At 39.2% G+C, this 18272-nt stretch carries 14 protein-coding genes; 7 read left to right on the forward strand and 7 right to left on the reverse strand.

The window, feature by feature from the left end; genetic code table 11:
• Positions 1-22: 22 nt before the first annotated feature.
• The 4 genes from ACXITR_RS09555 to ACXITR_RS09570 all read right to left on the reverse strand — a co-directional run bounded on the left by ACXITR_RS09555 (position 23) and on the right by ACXITR_RS09570 (position 4384).
• Positions 23-1510 (reverse strand): diguanylate cyclase domain-containing protein, encoded by a 1488-nt coding sequence (locus ACXITR_RS09555; protein WP_457997000.1) that lies wholly within the window; start codon positions 1508-1510, stop codon positions 23-25.
• Between the two features lie 310 nt (positions 1511-1820).
• Positions 1821-2537: a Crp/Fnr family transcriptional regulator gene (locus ACXITR_RS09560; RefSeq protein ID WP_457997001.1), complete on the reverse strand. Its 717-nt coding sequence runs from the start codon at positions 2535-2537 to the stop codon at positions 1821-1823.
• 146 nt (positions 2538-2683) lie between these two features.
• Complete coding sequence (locus ACXITR_RS09565; protein WP_457997002.1) at positions 2684-3565, reverse strand: metal ABC transporter permease; 882 nt, start codon at positions 3563-3565, stop codon at positions 2684-2686.
• Between the two features lie 96 nt (positions 3566-3661).
• A complete protein-coding gene (locus ACXITR_RS09570) occupies positions 3662-4384 on the reverse strand; it encodes a metal ABC transporter ATP-binding protein (RefSeq protein WP_457997003.1) in 723 nt (240 codons plus the stop codon).
• Positions 4385-4457: 73 nt separating this feature from the next.
• On the opposite strand from ACXITR_RS09570, the gene ACXITR_RS09575 reads away from it, so the two are divergent.
• The 3 genes from ACXITR_RS09575 to ACXITR_RS09585 all read left to right on the forward strand — a co-directional run bounded on the left by ACXITR_RS09575 (position 4458) and on the right by ACXITR_RS09585 (position 10108).
• Positions 4458-5513, forward strand: coding sequence for a metal ABC transporter solute-binding protein, Zn/Mn family (locus ACXITR_RS09575; protein WP_457997004.1), 1056 nt, complete (start codon positions 4458-4460; stop codon positions 5511-5513).
• Positions 5514-5719: 206 nt separating this feature from the next.
• Entirely contained in the window at positions 5720-6601 is an 882-nt protein-coding gene (cruF, locus tag ACXITR_RS09580; RefSeq protein ID WP_457997014.1) for a gamma-carotene 1'-hydroxylase CruF, read from the forward strand.
• 246 nt (positions 6602-6847) lie between these two features.
• The gene (locus ACXITR_RS09585) at positions 6848-10108 is read left to right on the forward strand and encodes an efflux RND transporter permease subunit (RefSeq protein WP_457997005.1); all 3261 of its coding nucleotides are present in this window, start codon (positions 6848-6850) and stop codon (positions 10106-10108) included.
• A 60-nt stretch (positions 10109-10168) separates the two neighbouring features.
• Here the strand turns inward: ACXITR_RS09585 and ACXITR_RS09590 are convergent, their stop codons facing one another.
• From ACXITR_RS09590 to ACXITR_RS09600, 3 genes are read right to left on the reverse strand one after another with little or no spacing between them, the layout of a single operon-like run.
• Positions 10169-10780: an exopolysaccharide biosynthesis protein gene (locus ACXITR_RS09590; RefSeq protein ID WP_457997006.1), complete on the reverse strand. Its 612-nt coding sequence runs from the start codon at positions 10778-10780 to the stop codon at positions 10169-10171.
• Positions 10781-10804: 24 nt separating this feature from the next.
• Positions 10805-12016: an ATP phosphoribosyltransferase regulatory subunit gene (locus ACXITR_RS09595; protein WP_457997007.1), complete on the reverse strand. Its 1212-nt coding sequence runs from the start codon at positions 12014-12016 to the stop codon at positions 10805-10807.
• 49 nt (positions 12017-12065) lie between these two features.
• On the reverse strand, positions 12066-13061 hold the full coding sequence (locus ACXITR_RS09600) for a DnaJ domain-containing protein (RefSeq protein WP_457997008.1): 996 nt from the start codon (positions 13059-13061) through the stop codon (positions 12066-12068).
• A gap of 191 nt (positions 13062-13252) precedes the next feature.
• Here ACXITR_RS09600 and ACXITR_RS09605 point away from each other — a divergent pair, with 191 nt between their 5' ends.
• The 4 genes from ACXITR_RS09605 (at position 13253) to ACXITR_RS09620 (ending at position 18092) form a co-directional block, all read left to right on the forward strand.
• Positions 13253-14503 (forward strand): bifunctional sterol desaturase/short chain dehydrogenase, encoded by a 1251-nt coding sequence (locus tag ACXITR_RS09605; RefSeq protein WP_457997009.1) that lies wholly within the window; start codon positions 13253-13255, stop codon positions 14501-14503.
• Between the two features lie 6 nt (positions 14504-14509).
• On the forward strand, positions 14510-15154 hold the full coding sequence (pdxH, locus tag ACXITR_RS09610) for a pyridoxamine 5'-phosphate oxidase (RefSeq protein ID WP_457997010.1): 645 nt from the start codon (positions 14510-14512) through the stop codon (positions 15152-15154).
• A gap of 199 nt (positions 15155-15353) precedes the next feature.
• Positions 15354-16247: a CoB--CoM heterodisulfide reductase iron-sulfur subunit B family protein gene (locus ACXITR_RS09615; protein WP_457997011.1), complete on the forward strand. Its 894-nt coding sequence runs from the start codon at positions 15354-15356 to the stop codon at positions 16245-16247.
• A gap of 108 nt (positions 16248-16355) precedes the next feature.
• Positions 16356-18092 carry a M61 family metallopeptidase gene (locus tag ACXITR_RS09620; protein ID WP_457997012.1) on the forward strand — a complete coding sequence of 579 codons (1737 nt, stop codon included), beginning with the start codon at positions 16356-16358 and terminating at the stop codon, positions 18090-18092.
• The last annotated feature ends 180 nt before the right edge of the window (positions 18093-18272 follow it).

Here is an 18272-nt window from a genome sequence, read left to right on the forward strand (position 1 = left end):
TGAAGAAAAAGCAAATTATTAATTAGCAACCATAGATAGAAAATAACTGTTTTTCTTGTTTTGCCCGATACATTGCCATATCAGCATGGGATAAAACATTTGGTAAACTAGAACTATTCATATCACCAATAACAATACCAATACTGACATTAACCATAATTTCTTGTTGATTGGTATGGAAACAACTAGATAATGATTGCTGGATACGATAAGCACACTCTTGTGCCTCCTGAGGAGAACTAATATGAGTTAGGACAATCATAAACTCATCCCCCCCCAATCGGGCAACATGGTCAAAACTTCTCACGCAAGTAATTAATCTTTTAGCTAAAATTATTAACACCTCATCCCCCGTAGAATGACCAAAAAGATCATTAATGTCCTTAAATTTATTTATATCTAAAAATAAAACAGCAAACTGATTACGATTTTCTTCTTCCCCTTTTGCTAAAATATTTTCCAAAAACTCTAATAAAGAACGACGATTAGGTAAATTAGTAAGAGAATCGTACCGAGATTGATAAAAAAGTTCATCGTGGTTTTTCTGTAACTGCGTTATGTCATGAAGTGACAAGTGCCACCCGATAATAATATCGTCACAATCCCGAATACTATCTGCGTTCACACTAACACTAATTACCTGTGCATCAGGTAACGATAACTTAATGGTAAAAAAAGGTGGTATTTGCTCTGAATTTTCCCCACCACTAGCCTCATACATTAAATGCAATGATTTTTGAAAATCACCATTATCAGTAAATAAATTTAAAGCATTACCAATCAGCTTATCTTGTGAGGTATTGAGCATTTTTTGAGCATTACTATTAGCTAGTCTCACCAATCCATTATTATCAATAATTAAACAATTATCAGGGGAAAATAAAAATAAACTTTCATAATAATTTTTTTCAAATTTCACATATTGCAAATCTTCCCATAACTGCTCATTTTCTACTTGTAACTCTTTAATGTCTCTATTTACAGTTAATGAATCGGGTTCGAAATATTGATAGTCAAAAGTAATGCCTTCTGCTTTTTCTTCTATTAAATCTTCTATATAACCATTGCAGTTTTCCTCCGCCTCTACCAAACTATCAAAGGGACCAAAGTAATAAGTCATAGCAGGTTTAATGGTATCTACCCTAATCCACCACTTGACTTCAGCAAATGGAATTAAATTATGTTTAGGAATAAATTTTTTATCTACAATACTAAGAACTTGGTATTCTGTGACAACTTCTAAGATGTACTCATTAATTTTTTCCCTTATCAAAGATATTTCATCAACCGAACCAATACAAAAAGTATTGTCATCTACAAAATTATTTTTATTATGTATAAGGACATGGTGGTTAGGAATATTATTAAGGATTTTCGTGACTAATTTATAACGAAAATAGGGCAGTGATAATACTTGTTGATAGGAATGATCAATGGTATGCTGCTCAGAAAAATAATCAATTTCTGCTTGTACAATTGACAAAGTGGAATTAAATACTCTGTAAGACATAATTTTCTCTTCTCTTATAAAAAAATAATGAAAAATTTAATTAGTTAATGTCATTCTGAGCTTAAAGATTAAAGATGGTAAAATATTTAAAGGTTTTCAGTGCTAAATCTTGTTTTTAACATTTATTTGATACTGAAACCATGATCCTTTTTTCAAACCCACAGCAAAATCACACAGGTAAATTTTTTGTGTTTTCGGGAATAACCCCACACTATACTTAAGTTGTTTTACTTACGTAGGGTTTGTTTCCGATATAATTAAATCATAATCTTTATTCGATCACTTCACCGTACGCTATCGTACAGAAAACTTACCCCCGACAAGAGCCGAGTAAGCGGATAAACTCTTTTTGTACTAACCTATAACACTCACAGGATGTTTCTTCTAGTTTGTCACGATCAAGAATTAATATTTTTCCTCGGTTATAACGAATAATTCCTTTATCTTGTAGTGCCTTTGCCGCAATGGTGACTCCTGCCCTACGTACTCCTAACATATTAGAGATAAATTCTTGGGTAAGATCTAATTCATCTTGCAATACGCAGTCATATACTGATAATAACCACCGAGCCAATCTGGCTTCTATTTTATGTTGTCTATTACAGGCTGCACTTTGAGCTATTTGGGTAAGCCTAGCTTGGGTATGAAGAAGTAATATTTTTTGTAGCGCCCCTGCTTCTTTAAATTCTCTGATTAATGTTTCTGATCTCATTTTGAGACTTTTTCCTTGCATTTGCACAATGGCACGGCTGATGGAGTATTTTCCCCCTAAAAATACGGGCAATCCTATCATCCCTTCATTACCAACTAAACCGATTTCAGTGGTGCCACCATCTTCCATAATGGAGACGAGGGAAATCATGGCGGTGAGAGGGAAATAAACTACTTCAATTGGTTCATAGGCTTCATGAAGAATCGTTCCTGATGCGAGGGTTACTTCATGTAAGTGGGGGGCTATTTTCTCAAATTCAGACTCTGTTAATGTACTGAGTAGCTTATTAAGAGAAATGGAGTTTTTGCTAATCAAGATATTTTTTACAAATACATTCTTAAGAATTATTATATAAAATAACTTTTTTGTCTGTACGGTACCGTACTTAAGGAAAATAGTATTGGCTTAAAACATCCTATTGATTAGAACTTCGAGGGCTTGAATCTCTTTTACCTGTTGGTCTATTTCTTAATTCTGACTAGATGGCGAATTAATTTATTGGGTGTGGTGAAATATTGAGGACGGGTTAAGATACCTTCTTTAGGACTAAAGAGAAAGGCTAATAAAAACATAACTGTTACCACTAAGACGATGGCAGCGCCCGAGGGTGCATTGAAATAGTAACTGATATAAATGCCTACCACTCCACTAATGGCTCCAAAAATCCCCCCTAGTATCATCATATGGTGTAATTCTCTTACTAATAAATAGGCGGTAATACTGGGCCCGACTAAGAGGGAAACTACTAATACGACTCCGACGGCTTGCATACTGGCAATGATGGTTAGGGTAATGGCGGAGACTAAGCCTAGATTAATTAGTTGTACTGGTAAACCGATGGCTTGGGCGCCTAGGGGATTGAAGGTATAAAACAATAAGTGGGGATAAAATAATTTAACAAAAATGAGTACGGCAATAGTTATAAAAAATGTTCGCCAGAGGTCGTTTCCTGTTACTCCTAAAATATCTCCAAATAAAAAACTATGGAGGTCAATTCTACTTTTTAAAAGGGTAATTAATAGTATTCCTAGGGCAAAAAAGCCTGAAAAAACTAAGGACATGGCTACATCAACTTTAACCCTTGATTGGGATTGAATCCACGCAATGATTAGACTGCTTAACATTCCTGATATAAATGCCCCTAAAAAGATGTCGATACCAATGTAAAAGGCGATCGCCAGTCCGGGTAAAACAGCATGGGCAATGACTTCACCCAAAAAACCCATCCTTTGCACTATCAAAAAACTACCTGTAACGGAACATAAAACTCCTAACAAAATAATCATCACCATGGAATTACGAATAAATCCAAAGGATAAAGGTTCTAGCAAAAAATCTAACATATACTCCTCAAAAAACAACTAAACTAATCTTATTTATTCAGATCTAAATCATGGTAAAAACTTAAAATTAATTTCCCCATTCCCTGTTCCCTAACTTTAATTATTCGTCAATAAAATTACATTATCTCCATAGGCTTTTTGCAGATTTTCAGGGGTAATTACTTCAGTCCTAGAGCCGTTAGCGATTAACTTTTTATTTATTAATAAAAAACGGTCATATTCCCTAGAAGTTTCTTTCAACTCATGACCTACCACTAACAAAATTTTTCCTTGTTTTTTCAGCTCATCCAAAACATTAAAAATCATCCTTTCTGTTTTCTTATCCACCCCCGAAAAAGGCTCATCAAATAAAAATAACTCCGCTTCTTGGGCAAGGGCTTGGGCTAAAAATACTCTCTGTTGTTGCCCCCCCGATAGTTGTCCTATGGGGCGATCGCACAGTTCCCACATTCCCACCCTTTCTAAGGCATCCCTAACGATTTCCTTAGACTGTCGAGAAGGAGGACGAAACAAAGGAAGATGACGAATCCGAGCCATCATTACCACCTTTTTAACCGTAATGGGATAATCCCAATCAATTTGCGCCCTCTGAGGTATATATGCCACCTGATCCAACTGTTTTGACAATGCTTGAGAGCGAAAAGTTATTTTTCCCTGTGCCAGAGGAATTAAGCCCAAAATTGACTTGATCAAAGAACTCTTTCCCGCCCCATTGGGCCCAATAATACCTACGATTTGCCCCGAGGTTAAAGAGAAACTAATATTTTCCACGGCGACAATGCCTCGATAGTTGACAGCAACTTGATCAACCTCTAACATAGATTCTATAAATAAATGATTATCATTCTCATGATAGTTTGCACTACATCTATAATAAAAGATTAACGTAACAATGTTAAATATTAAGCACTACAGCAAGTTTGTTTTACCCTCCTTCATTCTTTTCGGCATACTAGGGTGTGATTCTCCTACCGCAACGGATCCACAGGCAACCGAAGACTTACAAACAGAGACAGAAGTAGTTGATTTACCCCTCGTGGTAGCAACCACCGATGTCATCTGCGATTTAACCCGTCAAATTGCCCAAGACACCATTGATCTAAATTGTTTGGTAGATGCAGGAATTGATCCCCATGTTTATCAAGCTACCCCCGATGACCGTCGAGCCATTGATCAAGCCGATTTAATTTTGTATGGTGGATATGGTTTTGAACCTAGTTTAATTAATTTAGTCAACGCTACCGATAACCCCGCACCCAAAATTGCAGTATATGAGGAGGCCGTCACCAACCCCATTATGACCGCCGATGGACATAGCCACGCCCATGATGATCACGGACACGATCATGGACACGACCACGGACACAGTCATGGACACGGAGATGAGGAAGAATTCCCAGATCCCCATGTATGGCATGATGTCAGTAATGGTATGGCAATCGTTAATGTTATTTCCGAACAATTAGCACAACTACAACCAGATCAGGCTCAACTATATCAAGATCAAGCCAGTATGATCAACAATGACCTAGAAGCCATGGATGGGTGGATTAAAGCCCAGATAGAAACCATTCCCGTAGATCAAAGAATTTTAGTTAGTAACCACGATGCCCTCGGTTATTTCGTAAATGCTTATGGTTTACAGTCAAATACCGCCTTACAAGGGGTCAGCACAGAGGAAGCCCCCACCGCTGGAAGGGTTGGGGATTTGGTCAGAAAGCTCCAAGAGTCTAACGTACCCACTATTTTTGTGGAAAGCTCCGTCAACCCTACCCTTATCAATACCGTTGCCAATGAAGCAAATGTACAAGTAGCGGATAATCCTTTATTTGCCGATGGTTTAGGGGAAGCAGGCTCAGGAGCAGAAACTTATCAACAAAAATTAATGCTCAACACTCAGACCATTGTGGAAGGTTTAGGAGGTTCTTTTACTCCCTTTCAAGGATAGTAGTTTGAGCATATCAGACACCCACAAATCCGCTGAATTTAACTATTATTATCCATTCTCAATTTTCAATTCTCCATTATTCTCTTAACTTTTCTTAATATTTTTGAAAAAATTTAATAAAATAGGGACATAGATATAAATTTGCCCTGTAAGGGAAAGTAAGAATGTCATCAAATTACAGAAAATTAAGAGGGTAAAATAAATTGATTAAACAAATAGTGAAAGAAAAAGAAGGCTATTTTTTCATCGGACACATATTGTCAATGTTCTTTGGTTTAGCAGGATTATTATTAGTCTTGCCCCATCCCGAATTCGTCGCCAATTTACCCCCTATCGGACAATCAGCCTTTAGTTGGTCAATGATTGGTGGGGGTGTTGTGTATATGATTTTAGGGTGGGCAACCATTGCTATTTTTGCTTACCGTAAACTAGGTTTATGGCACTGGTTGGGGTTTATGATTCCTGCTTTGGGAATTTCTCTTACCAGCGAATTATTGGGGACTAGCACGGGTTTTCCCTTCGGTGATTATCACTACCTTTCTGGTTTAGGATACAAAATTTCGGGTTTAGTACCTTTTACCATTCCCCTTTCTTGGTTTTATCTCGGATTTTGTGGTTATCTAATCACTAGGGTTGGCTTGGAAAAACTCTCTTTACCCAATTATGTTAAAGATTTAGGTGCGATCGTTTTTGGTTCACTATTACTAACCTCATGGGATTTTGTACTAGATCCTGCCATGAGTCAAACTTCCGTGCCATTTTGGTTATGGGACCAACCCGGTGCCTTTTTCGGAATGCCCTACCAAAACTTTGTTGGTTGGTTTGGTACAGGGGTCGTATTTATGAGTGTAGCCACCCTTATTTGGCGCCTCAAACCCATGGACTTTAACAAAATTCCCCTAACCATTCCCATCGGAGTTTATATTGGTAACTTTACCTTTGCCATGGTAATGAGCATCGGTGCAAACTTCTATATTCCCGTACTATTGGGACTTTTCACAGGAATATTACCTTTAGTGGTATTTGTTAATCTTGCTAATAAATCTGACTCTGGTAACTCTATTCCTTTACCATTCGTATCTCAATAGAATTTGTTAACACAATAAACATAAATTATTTACCCCCAAAACCCCTCTGCTTTTAGCTTATACTCCCTTAAATTCTGTGGGAGATAGGGGAAAAAGGGGTATTTTTATGGATTTAGTGTGATTACCAATGTTTTTAAACCTTTTCGCACTTGTCCTAGTCTAAAGCCTATAGGAGTTGTCACAACCTCTTAAAATAATGTGTTACAACATTAACGTTAAGTTTTTTAAACTTTATCCCTTCAAACAATGAAATCAAACATAAATAATTCTACCCAAGGCTTTAGCATAAGCGGTGTAGCCATTCGCCGTCATATCGGTACTATCATGCTGACTCTGGCGGTGATGGTGATTGGTATATTTTTTGTTAATAATATTGCTGTGGACTTGTTACCTTCTATAACTTATCCTCGTATTGGGGTAAGGGTAAGCACCAATGGTATTGCGCCAGAGGTTGCCATTGAGGAAATTACTCGCCCCTTAGAGGAAGCGCTATCGGCCACGGAAGGATTAGAACAAATTTACTCTCGTACGAGGGAAGATAGTGTTAACCTAGATCTATTTTTTAGGGTTGGGGGTAACATTGACCAAGCCCTGAATGATGCTACGGCTTCTTTTAACCGTGCGAGGGGACAGTTACCTGACAATTTGGATAATATTCGGTTGTTCAAATTTGATCCGTCTCAGTTGCCCGTATATGAATTTGCCATGACATCGGATAGTCTTGATGTTTTGGATTTAAGAATTTTGGCACAGGATGAAATTGCGAGGGAGTTAACCATTGTGCCGGGGGTTGCTTCGGTGGATGTTTCGGGGGGTGTGAATGAGGAGGTGAGGATTGAGATTGATTTAAACCGTCTTCAGGCTTTGGGAGTAAACTTGAACACAGTTTTAAATGAACTTGATTCGGCTAACCAAGATATTACGGGGGGAAGGCTTTTAGGGGAAAATAATGAGCCTTTAACCAGAGTGGCGGGGAGGTTTTCTTCGGCGGAAATTTTGGATAATCTTTCTTTTAGTAGTGGGGAAAATGGTCGTAGGGTTTATTTGCGCGAATTTGCCCAGGTGGCTGATGGTAGCGAGGAGCAACGGGTATTTGTCACCCTTAATGGTGTACCTGCGGTAAAGGTGAGCGTACAAAAACAACCTGATGTCAATACTATTGAGGTGATTGAAAACGTCAAACAAAGGCTTGAGGAGTTACAACGGGGTACGGTTTTACCTGATGGTATTGAGTTTTTACCTACCCTTGATGAGTCAATTTTTATTGAAAATGCCATTGATAATGTGATTATGGCTGGGTTAACGGGGGCTGGATTAGCGGCGATCGCCGTTTTACTCTTTTTAGGCTCTCTGCGTCAAACCTTCATTATCGTAATATCCATTCCCCTAGCTACCTTGGCGGCCATTATTATGATGCGTCTATCAGGCTTTTCCCTCAATGTTTTCAGTCTCGGGGGGTTAGCCCTAGGGGTAGGAATTGTGGTGGACAACTCCATTGTCATGCTCGAAACCTTGGTGGGAGGTACGGAAGAAGTTACCGATATTCCTGCTAATCAGAGGATTAAAAAACAAGGTTTTTGGCGCAATCAAATTATTGAAAAGTCCATCGAGAGTGCTTCCACTGTTGAATCAGCCCTCATTGCATCCACCAGTACCAACTTAGTGGCGGTGTTACCTTTCTTGCTCATTGGTGGCTTACTTTCTTTATTATTTAGTGAATTAGTTTTAACCATCAGCTTTGCGATCGCAGCTTCCATCGTAGTAGCATTAACCATCGTACCCATGCTCACCTCCCGACTCCTCGCCGTGCCATGGAGTAGCAACATTCGTAAATTCTTCGTTATTCGTTGGTTCAACAAAACCTTCGATAAGATTAACCAACAATATAAATCAACCCTTGGCTTTTTAGTTAATATTCGTTGGATATTTGTAATTGTCATCTTCTTAGGCTTGGGGGGAGTAAGTTTCAACCTTGCCCAACAACTACCCCAAGAAATATTACCATCTATCAATACAGGACAAGTTAACGTTAGGGTTGGTTTCCCCACCGAAACTACCCTTGCCACCAACCGCAGAGTAATGGGTTTAGTCGATGAAATTATCCAAGCCCAACCAGAAACCGAGTACGCTTTCACCACCGCAGGGGGAGGCTTATTTGGTGCTAATACCACCGAAAATGTGTTGAGTGGCTCTAGTGATATTACCCTCAAACCGGGTACCAATGTGGCGGAATTTGCGGGGAGAATCAATGGAGAATTTGCCCAGATGAACCTAGTGGACATTCGTATCCGTGCTTTTCCCGGTAGGGTAAGGGGTTTAAACCTGAACAACTCCCCCGTTAGAGCCGATGTAGATGTTGTCTTACAAGGAAGTGATCAAGATACCCTAGAACAAACAGGATCGAGAATTATTAATGTCTTAGACCAAGAAGCAACCCTATCTGACTTTACCCCCGACAGTGATCCTCGTCAACCAGAGGTGGTTATTCGTCCTAATCCTGCAAGGTTAGCAGATTTTAACCTAACCATCCAAGACTTTACCAACTCCTTGCGTACCTCCGTGAGTGGGGTTACTCCTACCCAGTTACAAAGGGGTACTCGCTTGGTAGATATAAATGTACAATTAGATTCAGATCAAGTGAGAAATGCCGATGACCTAAGAAACATTCCTATTTTTACCAATGATAATCGTCTTATTCGTTTAGGGGAAGTGGCAACCATTGAAACAGGAGAAGCCCCCTCCGAAATCAGAAGGATTAACCAAAGACAGGTATATATCATTACTGGTAACTTGGCAGAAGGAGCTAATTTAGGTCCTGCCCTCGATGAAATTGACCGCATTATTGATGACATTGATTTACCCCAAGGAATCAGAATCTTACCCAGTTATGCCAGAGAAAGTAACGACGAATTACAATCTTCTTTACCCATTTTGGGGGGGTTAGCTGGTTTCCTCGTTTTTGTAGTGATGGCGGTACAGTATAACTCCTTAATTGATCCCTTAGTAATCATGTTTACCCTACCCCTCGCTCTGTCTGGGGGTATTTACGGACTATATTTCACCGAAACCCCCGTGGGTGCCACCGTAATTGTGGGGGCTATCCTATTGGTAGGGATTGTGGTTAATAACGCCATTGTCATGGTGGAGTTGGCTAATCAACTATATGAGGCACAAAAAGCAAACCCTGCCATTGCCCAACCTAGTCGCCGTGATTGTGTAATTCAAGCCGCTTCCCAACGGTTACGCCCCATTATGATGACTACCATTACCACGGTATTGGGGATGTATCCTCTGGCTTTGGGGGCTGGGGATGGAGGAGAATTTTTACAACCTCTAGGAATAGTGGTGTTTTGGGGTTTATCTTTGGCAACCCTACTAACTTTATTTTTGATACCTTGTCTATATATGCTTTTACATGAGCCTCTTAATTTCTCTTTTGTGGGTTCTAATGTTTCTTCTCAGGAGGATGAGGAATCTGTGGCTTCTGAGGAGACTGTTTTAACCTAGGTAGTAAGTAACGTAATAAATTACTCATTCTTTATGGGCCACAACCCCTGTACTACTCATTTATTTTTGAAAATATTGCCAAAGGGATGAACTTCCGATGATTGCCCCAAAGAGGATGGAAGCCGATAGACACCCAGCGATGATGCACACAATCAAACCGAAAAGACAAATAAAACCATCATCCTCCTGTAACCCAAAAGCGGTGATGAAAATACCCACCGCAGGGGCGGTATTGGTGCCGGGGATGGGAATCATCATGGAAATGGCCATAAGGGCGATCGCACCTCCTAGTACAATTTTACCCATGGAGGTATTACAAATAGGAGTAAAACGGGGTTTAGTGAAGGTTTCCAGACGTTTAAGCCAAGGTAACCCCTTTTTGATGAATTGTTTCGCCGTAGAGGTTTTCATCTTGCCATTTTTAACTCGGTTAGGTAACCAAGGAATTTGATAACCCACCATAAACTGAATTGCTAACAAAAAAATGACCACAGCAAAGGGGATAGAATAACCCGGGGCAGGAATCGGCAAAGCCGAAGGTAACGACAAAATCACTAATAAAAAGCCAAAAATGCGATCGCCCGCTAAAAGAAGAATATCATCAAAAGAAATAATATCCTCCCTTTCCTCAAGCAAAAAATAACGCTCTAACTCTACCGATAACTTTGCCATACATTTTTATCACCTAGAAAAAAATTAAATAACTTCTATTTTTGGAGTGCCATCCACCCCAATCCATGCCAAATGCTTAATGCCCTCATCCTGTGCATAAGCCCGAATTTGTGCTTCTGAACGATATTGTAACTCTAATTCAACCCTCACGATATTCTCACTATGGCGTAATCTTTGGGCATAATCAAAAGCCATCTTAGCACCATCAGGACTTTCAGGAATCACTAACCAATCACTGGGGGGAGTCGTCTTTGGTAAATCTGCCCCCGACAACAAACAACTATGTAAATCCTCAATATTAAAAGAAAAACCGATACCCGGATAATCTTGCTTCTGAGGGTGATATAACCCTAATAATTGATCATACCTTCCCCCTTGCCCCAATACACGGGGTTGACTATCACTAAAGCCCACCACCTCAAACACGATACCCGTATAATAATCAAAAGTTTGTACCAAACTTAAATCCAACACAATGGGTAAAGGCTTACCATAACTGTGATTTACCAACTCCAACAAACCCTTAAGATGGTTAAGCGCCCTTGTAGTTTCTTCATCTAGTTCAAAGGTACTAATCTGAGCCAAAACCTCTTCAGGATTTCCCCTCAACTCAAATAGTTGTAAAGCCTTAACCTTCAAATCCTCATCTAATTTTAAACCCTCAAGGGCAATACGATCCAAATTAGCTAAACAATTAAGAATATCTCCTCGCACCTCTGGGGGAAATTGTCCTAAAAGTCCTTTCGTTAAACCAGCATCCCCCAATAATAACTGCCAATCTTCCATGGCTAAACTTTCCAAACAATGGGCTACTAATAACAGGGTTTCCCCATCCGCCAAAAGCCCGTCAGCGAAAAGTAATTCCACCCCCGCTTGATAAAATTCTAATTGCTTACCATGATGCCCCTCGGCACTATTGCGAAAGACATTGGCACGGTAACAAAGTCTTTGCACCGCATCACCCTGCATTCTCGTCACTGCAGCCCTAGCAATGGAGGCGGTTAACTCTGGGCGTAGGGCAAGATTACCTTTTCCAATATTTTGTAAGGGAATAACCGTAGAAGGTTTTATCGCCCCCCCTGCCATTAGGGTATCTAACCATTGAATACTGGAGGTAACAATTCTTTTGTAACCCCAATTTTGGAATACTTGCTGGAGTCTATCGTTTATCCAGCTTTTTTGAGCTACTTCTAAGGGTAATAAATCTCTGGCGCCTGCGGGGGCTTGGTGAAGCATAGTCCGATTTTCGTTTAATTACTTGACAAAGGCAAATTCACCGTTGATTCTACCATAAACGAATACCAAAAACCGTGGGCCCTTCTTTTTTCCCATCTTTCGTATCTTTACCCTTACCAGTCTTACCCTTGGTGGTTTTATTTTTCGGAGATTCTTCTAAAAAGTCTTTTTTGATCTGTTTGAGGACAGGTTCGTTAGGATTGAGGGAGAAGGCTTTATTATAGTGAATTTTACCATAGGTTCGATTTCCTTGTTGATAGTAATAGTAGGAAATTAGACCATGGACTTTAGGGTTAGCATTATCAATTTTGAGGGCTTCCCGTAAATCTAGGATTGCTTGTTCGAGATTACCAATTTTAGCTCCTTCCTCGGCATTATATATTAATTTATCTAATCTATTGATGGTGGGTTCAGGTTGTGGGGTAACTTCGGTTTCGTTTTGGGCTTGGGTAGTGCTGGTGACGATGGTTTCTTGTGGGGGTTGCTGGGTTATGATGCCCTCACTGGCTTGAATTTGCCCTGTGTTGGCGGCACTACGGGAGACATTAGCACGACGTTGGGTTTCATTTTGAGACATTAAGTAAACCATATTTAGTTCACTAATCAGAGCTATTTTGGTAATAACGGTGTTAATATCTTGGTATTGGTCAACGGCTATTTTTTGGACTAATTCATGGTATAGTTTGTCTCTATTTTTTTCTTCTTGATAGAGGGTTTTGGCTATTTCTGTATTGATGGTAACATCATTAATTTGAGCAGCTAGTCTTCTGCTTATTTCGGCAAAAATCAACTGACATTCTTTTCTTAATTTATCTTTATAAAGATTTTCGTAGGCTGGGTTAACTAATTTGGAGAGAATTTGACTGGCTTTTTCTTTTCCTTCGGGGGTGTCGGCGCTACAGGTATCGGGATGTAATTGATAGGCAATTTTGAGGTACCGTAAACGAATCTCTTTGGCGCTCGCATCAATGGGCACTCCTAAAATGGAGTAGTAGTCTTTTACTTCGTATTTAAATAATCCATACTTAACATTGATGTTCATCATATAATTGTGTTGTTTTATGGGTTGCCTATGTTTGAATTATATATAAGTATCTACTCTTTATTATGTGCTTAATTATATTCTCTTGTGATTATCATCATCTAAAAAGTTTTGCTCTGAGTTTTTACTTCACTGGTTTGGGCAGAATATAATAAGATGTAAGGTTGAAATTATATGTAATATGCCCAATGTAAATGTTGAATAACTCTTTAATTATAGCAGGTGCGATCGCACTTGCGCACCACCTCGTGATCGCTCTTATTTCGATTTTAATAGTAGAAATAGTACGAGATTTATATCATGTTTTAGGTCATGTATGGCAACCTGTATCTCGTCTTCATAATTGGCACCATCGTATTTTTAAACCTGATTTATCGGTAAAAAGTGAGGAAATCTATCGACAGGCCAACTGGTATAATGATTTACCTGAATCCCTTGTGATGTTGTTTTTTGGGGTAGTTTTTGCCCAAATCGTCATTGTCAATGGATTGATTGCCGAAAATTATCAATGGTTGGCATGGACTGGCTCAGTTTATACTATTACTTATACCATAGGGGCGATCGCACGGGGTTTAGGAATTCCCTACGCCGATGCCATTACCGATGTTACCCACCGTCAAGGGGAATTTGAAAGTCTCCCGGGAAACTTCTTAGTAAATCGCACCTACCATTGGCGCCATCATTTTGATGATCAAGATGCTTATTTTTGTGGCACACTCACCTTAGTAGATAGAATTATGGGTACAGCACTTTCACTAAAAGGAAAACGCATCGCCATAACGGGGGCTAGTGGTACATTAGGCTGCGCCTTGATGAAGGAGTTAGACAAAAAAGGGGCAAAAGTAACCGCCCTTACCTCCAAGGAGCAAGAATTATTTATCATGGTAAATGGTGAACAAAAACCCATTAAAACCATTACTTGGGGAGTCGGTAGAGAGGAAGAATTAAAAGAACTTTTCGAGAAAATTGATATACTTATTATTAACCATGGTATCAACGTTCATGGTGATAAAAGCCCCAGTGCGATCGCCACTTCCTACCAAGTAAATGCCCTCTCAGGTATTAAAATGATGGAAATATTCCTTGATACCGTCCAAACCAATCGCCAAAAAGCCACCAAAGAAATCTGGGTAAACACCTCCGAAGCAGAAGTAAACCCAGCCTTTAGCCCCCTCTACGAATTAAGTAAACGCACTATGGGCGACATCGTCACCCTGCGACGCACCAACGCCCCCTGTGTCATTAGAAAACTAATTCTAGGCCCCTTTAAAAGTAACCTCAACCCCATCGGTGTAATGTCTGCCCCTTGGGTAGCCAAACAAATAGTAAGCCTAGCCCAAAGAGACTTCCGCAACATCATCGTCACCATCAACCCCATTACCTATATTTTCTTCCCCATCAAAGAATTTAGTCAAAGTATTTATTTCAAACTATTTACCAAATAAAAAATCATGGGCATCGACTACTTACCATCCCTACGGGAAAACTACATAAAAGGAGGATTACTAGAAAAAGACATCCTCCCCAATCCCTTCCAACAATTTCACCTCTGGCTAGATGACGCCATCCAAGCCCAACAAAAAGAGCCTAACGCCATGACTATCGCTACCATCAACAAAGATGGAAAGCCCAGCGCCAGAATAGTCTTACTAAAAAACCTCGATAACCGTGGCTTCGTATTTTTTACCAACTATGACAGTCAAAAAGGGCAAGACTTAACCGCCAACCCCCATGCTTCCTTAGTGTTTTGGTGGCATGAATTAGAGCGTCAAGTAAGAATAGAAGGAAACGTGGAAAAAATCACCCCCGCAGAATCTGACGAATACTTCAACTTGCGCCCCCAAGGCTCACAATTAGGGGCATGGGCATCCCCCCAAAGTCAGGTAATCCCCCACCGTGACGTATTAGACAATAATCTCAAAAACCTTGAAAAAGAATATCAAGGAAAAACAGTGCCACGCCCTAATCATTGGGGTGGATTTCGGGTAATTCCCCACAAAATTGAATTTTGGCAAGGCAGACAAAACCGTTTACACGATCGCCTCTGCTATACTCTGAAGGATAACCAGTGGATTATTGAGCGTTTAGCCCCGTAAATAATTGAGAATGGATAATTGAGAATTGATAATAATTTCAATTTTTAGCTAATTAGTTTCGATTAGTAATAATGGGCTTAAGCCCATTGCCTGTTGCCCATTGCCCAAAATTAAGAAATATTGCGAACTAAGTTCAACAACCCAAAAAAAGAGGTGATAATGAAGCATAGAACAATTCACCATTACTATATTTACCATCATGCTTCGCTATGCCTACTTTCCCGGTTGTGTTGCCCAAGGGGCTTGTCGAGAATTAGACACCTCCACCAAAGCCATTAGTCAATCCTTAGGAATAGAATTGATAGAATTAAAAAAGGCTTCCTGTTGTGGCTCTGGTACATTTAAAGAAGACTCTCAACTGCTAGAAGATACCGTTAACGCCCGTAATATAGCCCTAGCAGAATCCCTCAATTTACCCCTACTTACCCACTGTAGCACCTGTCAAGGGGTCATCGGTCATGTGGATGAAAGGTTAAAGGATGCCAAGGAAAACAACCCCGATTATTTTGAAGAAGTAAATGGTTTTTTAGCCAAGGAAAATTGTTCACCCTATCAGGGTACAACGGAAGTAAAGCATATTTTATGGGCTTTGATTAGTGACTATGGTTTAGACGCATTACAACAAAAAGTAACTAACTCGTTGAAGGGTTTAAAGTGCGCTGCATTTTATGGTTGTTATCTTTTGAGGGTACAAAAAAATCTCCCTTTTGATAATCCCTTTAATCCTCAATCCATGGAAAATGTTTTTAGTGCCTTGGGAGCTACCCCTGTTTATTACGATGGTAGAATAAAATGTTGTGGTTGGCCCCTTGCTAGTTATGCCACAGAAAAATCTTTTAAAATGGCAGGAAATAACCTTCTTGATGCCATGGATAAGGGCGCTGATTGTATTGTAACCCCCTGCCCCCTCTGTCATCTCAATCTCGATTCCCGTCAGCCTGAAGTGGCAAAAGTGGTAAGACAAAAATTAGATATTCCTGTGTTACATTTACCCCAATTAATTGGTTTAGCCTTAGGCATTTCTCCGCAACAATTAGGACTTAATAATCATGTAGTTTCTACCAAAAAAATATTAGAAATAATTAATAATTAAATAAGCAGAGATTTAAAAATATTAGCACCATTAAAAAAATAAAACTCGATCTTTTATAAATTGATATGATAGTTTTAAAATAAAGAAACTGCTATTTATCGAGTAACCATGAATATCCAACAACCAGACATATATTATCAAGTGTCCATGGAAAACCCTGAACTACACCTATTTCAGGTAAATCTAACCATCACTAATTGGACAGAGGAAATCCTTGATATTATGATGCCCGTATGGACTCCGGGTTCATATTTAGTAAGAGAATATTCTAAAAATTTACAACAATTTTCCGCCATTGATGCAACCAATAATCAAACTATTTCATGGCAAAAACAATCAAAAAATCATTGGCAAATAGAGACAAAAAAGACCAAAGAAATCAAAATAAGTTATCAAATATATGCTAATGAATTAACGGTCAGAACAAATCATTTAGATGGTACCCATGGTTATTTTAATGGTGCCGCCCTATTCTTTTATATCCCTGAATATCAACATATACCCCATACCGTTTCTATTATTCCTCCCCATAAAGATTGGCAAATCACAACATCACTACTTAAAATTAGTCACAACACTTTTTGTGCCGATAGTTTTGATACCCTCGTCGATAGCCCCTTTGAAATTGGAACTCAAGAAATAGATAATTTTGTAGTCTCCGATAAACCCCATCAATGGGTTACTTGGGGAAAAGGTAATCTCGATAAAGAAAAACTAATTAAAGACACGAGGGCGATTATTGAAAAAGAAGAGGAATTATTTGGGGATTTACCCTATGAAGATTATTTCTTTTTATTACATCTTTCAGGGAGTGGTTTTGGGGGATTAGAGCATAAAAATTGTTGCGTACTAAATTATCCTCGATTTGGCTTCCGTAAGCCTGATAAATATAATCGTTTTATGCAGTTGGTTGCCCATGAATTTTTCCATCTTTGGAATGTGAAGCGGATTCGCCCCAAGGGTTTGGAAACCTTTGATTATAGTCAGGAAAATTACACGGCTTCTTTGTGGTTTTGTGAGGGGGTGACGAGCTATTATGATATTTTAATTCCCTATCGTGCGAAGGTTTATGGTCGTAAAATTTTGTTAGATTTATTGAGTAAAGATATTAGTCAATATTTGTCGATTCCTGGCAGACATATCCAACCTTTGAGAGAGTCAAGTTTTGATGCTTGGATTAAGTTGTATCGCCGTGATGCTTATAGTAATAATAATCAGATTTCTTATTATCTTAAAGGACAGTTTATCGCTTTATTTTTAGATTTAATTATTCGCAAAAATAGTGCAGGGAAAAAGTCTTTTGATGATGTGATGCGGGAGATGTGGCAACGTTTTGGGGTTGATGAAATTGGTTATACAGAGGAGGAGTTAAAGGGGGTTATTGAAGAGATAGCGGCAGAAGATTTAACTCAATTTTGGGAATTATATTTAAACGACACCAAAGAGCTACCTTTTAATGAATTTTTAGAGCCTTTTGGCTTGGTTTTGGAAGGTAAAACTCCTAAGGATGTTCACCCTTATTTAGGTGTTTTGGTACAAAAGGAAGGGGCTACGGAAAAAATTAGTTTTGTGGATGCCAATTCCCCTGCGGGTGCGGTGGGTATTGAGGCAGGGGATGAGTTTCTAGCGATGGATGGTTTTAGGGTAGGTGCCGATACTCTGGGGGATAGGTTAAGGGATTATCAGGAGGGGGATGAGGTTGAGGTGACTATATTTCATCAGGATGAATTAAAAAATCTGAGGGTGAAGTTAGCTAAACCGAAGGTGGTTAGTTATCAGTTGAAGGTTATGGATAAGTTAAGTGATAGTCAGCGCACCTTATTTGCTAATTTTTTTGATGATTAGTAATTAAGTTAAGGGTTACTTTTATTAGGATCAGAAAAGTAATGAACTACAGCAATCCGCTACTCTGAGATTGCTGTTTCTGACGCTTCTTTGCAGACATCTGCTTTTTCGCCCCAAGTTGCCTCATACTTCCGCATTCGGTAGAGCTTGACGACTCTGCGTCTAAAGAGGCACGTTCCA

This window comes from Cyanobacterium sp. (genome assembly GCF_054166785.1).